Here is a 4916-nt window from a genome sequence, read left to right on the forward strand (position 1 = left end):
CCTCCTTCCGGGCCCGTCAGGCGGGGTCTGCGCAAACTCGCCCTGCGGGCTCAAACATGCGCAGCCCTTTTTCCGCCCGTCATCACCTCCAGTCGGCGCGCCAGAGGGGAGAGGAAATGCAGGTGATCAACGGCCAGCGCGGCAGCTCTCCTGTAGGGTCGAATTCATTCGACCTCGGACCCGGATTAAAGGCATGCCGATGGCCTGGGCGACTAAGGTCGAATGAATTCGACCCCACAGTCTCTCCAGCCATTCGTAACGCGGCATCAGGAAAGGCACGGCGCCCGATCTAAGCCCGTTTCGACCCCGCCAAGCAGCGCAGGGGAATCCGCTGCAACGCGGACGACCGGGGGTGGCCGGGTGTGCAAACCGGGCCGTAGAAAACCCCGGCCAACGTAACGCGAAAATGCCGGAACGCCGCCAGCACAGCGGCACTCCCGGCATCCCTCAGCCCTTGCGCGCCTCCAGCCACACATCCAGCCCCTGGGCATTCAGCTCCACATCCAGCGCCAGGATGCGCCGCCATTCGGTTTCGGGCACGGTCCAGCCCGCCCGGGTAGCCTCTTCGCCGACCAAAGCCCAGATGTCCTGCTCGATCAGGGCCTTGCGACCTTCGGCGGCCGCGTGACGCTCGGCGATGGTCACGTGGGCGTCGATCAGGCGATGCATGTCGGCGGCCAGGCGCGGCACGTCGCGCACCTGGGCGTAGTGGGTCAGGTACATGGCGGTGGGCTGCTCGGCCTCCATGCGGCGGATGGAGGCGTGCATGGCCTCCGGCTCGAACTGCACCGGCGTGGTGGTCGGGAAGATGCTGGGCTTACCGCCCACGTCCAGCGCCCGGTAGGACAGCCCGAAGGTATCGCCAGTAAAGAAGGCCCGGCTCTTCGTATCGAAGTAACACACGTGATGACGGGCATGGCCCGGCGTGTCGAAAACGCGGATGACGCGCCCGCCCAGGTTCAGCTCATGGCCGTCGCCGGCCTCGATGATGCGCGCCACCGACACGGGGATCAGCTCGCCGTACAGCTCCTTCGCCCGCTCCGGCCCATACACCGCCGATACCCCGGCAAACAGCTTGGACGGCTCGGCCATGTGCCGCGCGCCCCGCGGATGCACCACCAGCTTGGCGTTGGGGAAGGCCTGCATAAAGGCACCGGCCCCACCTGCGTGGTCCAGGTGGATGTGGGTGAGCAGCACAAAATCCACTGCGTCCGCCGACAGGCCGGTCGCGGCCAAGGCTTCCAGCACATGGCGCAGGGAATCATTGTTGCCGGTATCCACCAGCGCCGCCCGGCCACCTTCCTCAATCAGGTGGATGGCCGCCACATCCGGCCCCGTGTATCCCGAATCCACGGCGTAGATGCCGTCCCCGAAGCCCGTCATTCCCTGCATGCCCATCCCCTTGAAAAAGCCGTGATTTTAGCCGCATTGCAGCAATACGCACCCCGGTTTGCCCTAGGTCAATACAGCGCGCACATGACAGGCGTCAAATAACCGTAACGAGGCTTTCACACCGTAACAAGTAGGAGGGCTCCCCATGTTGACGCTGCAAGATTGCATCGAACTGTCCGACCTGACCGAAGACGAAATCCTCGCCATCGCCGAACACGAACACCTGCCCGAGATGGTGGCCGTCGAGATGGGCTGCTACCTGTGCCACACCCCCGAGGGCGACAAGCGCATCCGCCGCATGATCGCCGACGACATCCAGCACGCCCGGGACAAGGGTGACATCACCCGGGCCGCCCTGCTGCGGAGTGTTCTCAAACACTATCTGGCCGAACACCACGGCGGCGCCTGAGCGCCAGCGGCGCTGCGCCGCGCTCGTCAGACGCGCAACGGGTTGGCATAATTCGCCGACCCGTCTTTCATTGGCGCCCCGATGGCCCTCCTTCGTTGCAACAAATGCGGCCACGTGGCCGAGGTTTCTGCTGACCAGATCGGCACAAGCACCCCCTGCCCGGCCTGTGGCAATCATGTCCCGGTGTACGACACGGTCCTGTTCGTCCGCAAGGTGCTGCAGCAGTACTTCGCCCTGCAGGACGAAGTGAAGCAGCTTCGCGCCGGGAGCGCCCCGACGGATGTCGCTGCCATGCCGGCACCGGCGACGGCAGGCATCGACTTCCACAACACCGAGCACCTCACCAGCGAGGCCTGGCATGCCGAAATCGTGGCCTGGTTCCAGCGCCGGCAGATCCAGGTCCGCACCAGCCCCGACGCCGTCAACACCACCGGCTTCTTCGATGAGTTTGCCGTCGAGATCGGGGACAATTACCCGCTTTTGGGCGACGTGGTCGGCAAGATCCGCTGGGCCCAGCAGAAGGATGTGCCGTCTTTCAGCCTCAAACTGGGGGATCTGAGCCAGAAAGACGGTCAGGCCATCAACGCCTTCTGCAAGCGCCTCTACGAGCACACCTTTCTGTCCAAGTATTTCTACCAGAAGCAGGACAAGCTCGGCCGGGCCACCATCCAGTCAGCCCCGGCCATCCGCAGCTTCTTTGCCGGTGACTGGCTGGAGTGGTACGCCCTGATGAAGCTGCTGGCCTTCTTCCAGGCGCGGCAGAAGGCCTTCTCATGCACCCGCAACCTGTCGGTGACCTTCCCCAACGAAGATCTGCACGAACTCGATGTGTTCTTCCTGGTGGAGGGCAACACGCCGGTGTGCGTCGAATGCAAGACCGGCGAGTTCCGCCAGGACATCGACAAATACCTGCGGCTGCGCAAACGTCTGGGCATCGACCGGAGCCAGTTCATCCTGTGCTGCCTGGGCCTCGGCGACGAGCAGGCGGCTGGCCTCTCCAGCATGTACGAACTCAGCTTCGTCAGCCCGACCGGCCTGCAGGGGCACCTCGCAAAGCTGTTCTGACCTGCGCGGCTGGCCGGGGTAAAATCCCGGCCCTATGAGCCGCGCCCGCGAAACCCTATTCCACGTCTTCGGTTACACCCAGTTCCGCGGTCCCCAGGAGGACATCGTCGAGCACGTGGCGGCCGGGGGCGACGCCCTGGTGCTGATGCCCACGGGCGGTGGCAAATCCCTGTGCTACCAGATCCCGGCGCTGCTGCGGCCCGGGGTGGCCATCGTGGTGTCGCCACTCATCGCGCTGATGCAGGACCAGGTCAGTGCGCTCAAGGAAGTCGGTGCGGCGGCAGATTTTCTGAATTCCAGCCTGAGCTTCGACCGGGCCATGGAGATCGAGCGGGCCATGCTGGCGGGAGCGCTGGACATGCTCTACGTGGCGCCGGAGCGCCTCGTCACCCCGCGCTTCCTGGATCTGCTGGACCATCTTCACGAGGCCGGCCAGCTCGCCCTGTTCGCCATCGACGAAGCCCACTGCGTGTCCCAGTGGGGCCATGACTTCCGGCCCGAATACCTGCAGCTGTCCATCCTGCAGGAGCGTTACCCGCAGATCCCGCGCATCGCCCTCACGGCCACGGCCGACGCCCAGACCCGCCGCGAGATCGCCGAGCGCCTGTGCCTCACCACCGCGCGGGAGTTCGTCTCCAGCTTCGACCGACCCAACATCCGTTACACCATTGTCCCCAAGGACAATCCCCGCGCCCAGCTCCTCGCCTTCATCCGCGACGGGCACCTGGGTGAGGCCGGCATCGTGTATTGCAGCTCACGCAAGAAGGTGGACGAGACCGCCGCGTGGCTGGCGGAAAAGGGCATCGCGGCCCTGGCCTACCACGCCGGCATGGCCGCCGACGAACGCGCCACCCACCAGGACCGCTTCCTGCGCGAGGACGGCATCGTGATGGTCGCGACCGTCGCCTTCGGCATGGGCATCGACAAGCCCGACGTGCGCTTTGTGGCCCACCTGGACCTGCCCCGCTCCATCGAGGGCTACTACCAGGAGACTGGCCGTGCCGGCCGCGACGGTCTGCCCGCCGAGGCCTGGATGGCCTACAGCGTGGCCGACCTGGTGCAGCAGCGCCGCTTCATCGACCAGGGCGAAGCCAACGCCGAAGTGAAGCGCGTGGCCACCGCCAAGCTCGACGCCCTGCTCGGCCTGTGCGAGACCACCGGCTGCCGCCGCCAGCGCCTGCTGGGCTACTTCGACGAGGACTCGGCCCCCTGCGGCAACTGCGACACCTGCCTGCACCCGCCCCAGGTGCGCGATGCCACCGAGTCGGCCAAGAAGGCCTTGTCCTGCGTGTTCCGCACCGGCAGCCGCTTTGGCGCCGGCCACGTGGTGGATGTGCTGATCGGCAAGGCCACCGACAAGGTGAAGGAATGGCAGCACGATCAGGTGAGCACCTTCGGGATCGGCACCGAGCTCGACGACAAGGGCTGGCGCACCCTGATCCGCCAGCTTGTCGCCCACGGCGCCCTGGCTGTGGACCACGAACGCTACGGCGCCCTGACCCTCACCGAAGCGGCCCGCCCCCTGCTGCGTGGCGAGACGAGCTTCACCCTGCGTATCGATACGGCCCCGGCCAAGAAGAGCCGCAAGGCCGACACCACCCGCAAGCTGCGCGAGTGGCCCGAAGCCACCGGCGCCGAGGGCCAACTGCTGGAACGCCTGCGCAGTTGGCGCGCCGCCACCGCCCGGGAACGCAACGTGCCGGCCTACGTGATCTTCCACGACGCCACCCTGCGCGACATCGCCCACCAGCGCCCCGACAGCGTCGAAGGACTGGGCACCATCTCGGGGGTAGGCGACCGGAAACTGGAAGCCTACGGCAAGGACATCCTGGCGCTTCTCGCCGACACCGAATAGTCCCCGTGGGGTCGAATCATTCGGTCTCGAACCGGTGAGCCTTTACGGCACGGTTTTCCGTTGCATTACGTCACATCGGCCGGGGACTCGCCCCCGGCGGGCGACCTTCTTTCTTGCTTCGCCAAGAAAGAAGGCAAAGAAGGCGACCCGGCTTCACCGGTCGGCCTTCGGCCGACTCCCCTGCGCTGCTCACAA

At 66.0% G+C, this 4916-nt stretch carries 4 protein-coding genes; 3 read left to right on the forward strand and 1 reads right to left on the reverse strand.

All coding sequences use genetic code 11. The annotated features are described in order from the left end of the window. Positions 1-447: 447 nt before the first annotated feature. A complete protein-coding gene (locus ACIQ09_RS21700) occupies positions 448-1392 on the reverse strand; it encodes an MBL fold metallo-hydrolase (RefSeq protein ID WP_398314418.1) in 945 nt (314 codons plus the stop codon). Between the two features lie 145 nt (positions 1393-1537). Between ACIQ09_RS21700 and ACIQ09_RS21705 the strand changes: the two genes are divergently transcribed. The 3 genes from ACIQ09_RS21705 (at position 1538) to recQ (ending at position 4721) form a co-directional block, all read left to right on the forward strand. Then, entirely contained in the window at positions 1538-1801 is a 264-nt protein-coding gene (locus ACIQ09_RS21705; protein WP_398314420.1) for a hypothetical protein, read from the forward strand. Between the two features lie 81 nt (positions 1802-1882). Next, positions 1883-2866, forward strand: a complete 984-nt coding sequence (locus ACIQ09_RS21710; protein WP_398314422.1) for a hypothetical protein — start codon at positions 1883-1885, stop codon at positions 2864-2866. Between the two features lie 34 nt (positions 2867-2900). Next, on the forward strand, positions 2901-4721 hold the full coding sequence (gene recQ / locus ACIQ09_RS21715) for a DNA helicase RecQ (RefSeq protein WP_398314424.1): 1821 nt from the start codon (positions 2901-2903) through the stop codon (positions 4719-4721). The last annotated feature ends 195 nt before the right edge of the window (positions 4722-4916 follow it).

The sequence above is a fragment of the Zoogloea sp. genome, assembly GCF_044344315.1.
Taxonomy (GTDB): domain Bacteria; phylum Pseudomonadota; class Gammaproteobacteria; order Burkholderiales; family Rhodocyclaceae; genus Zoogloea.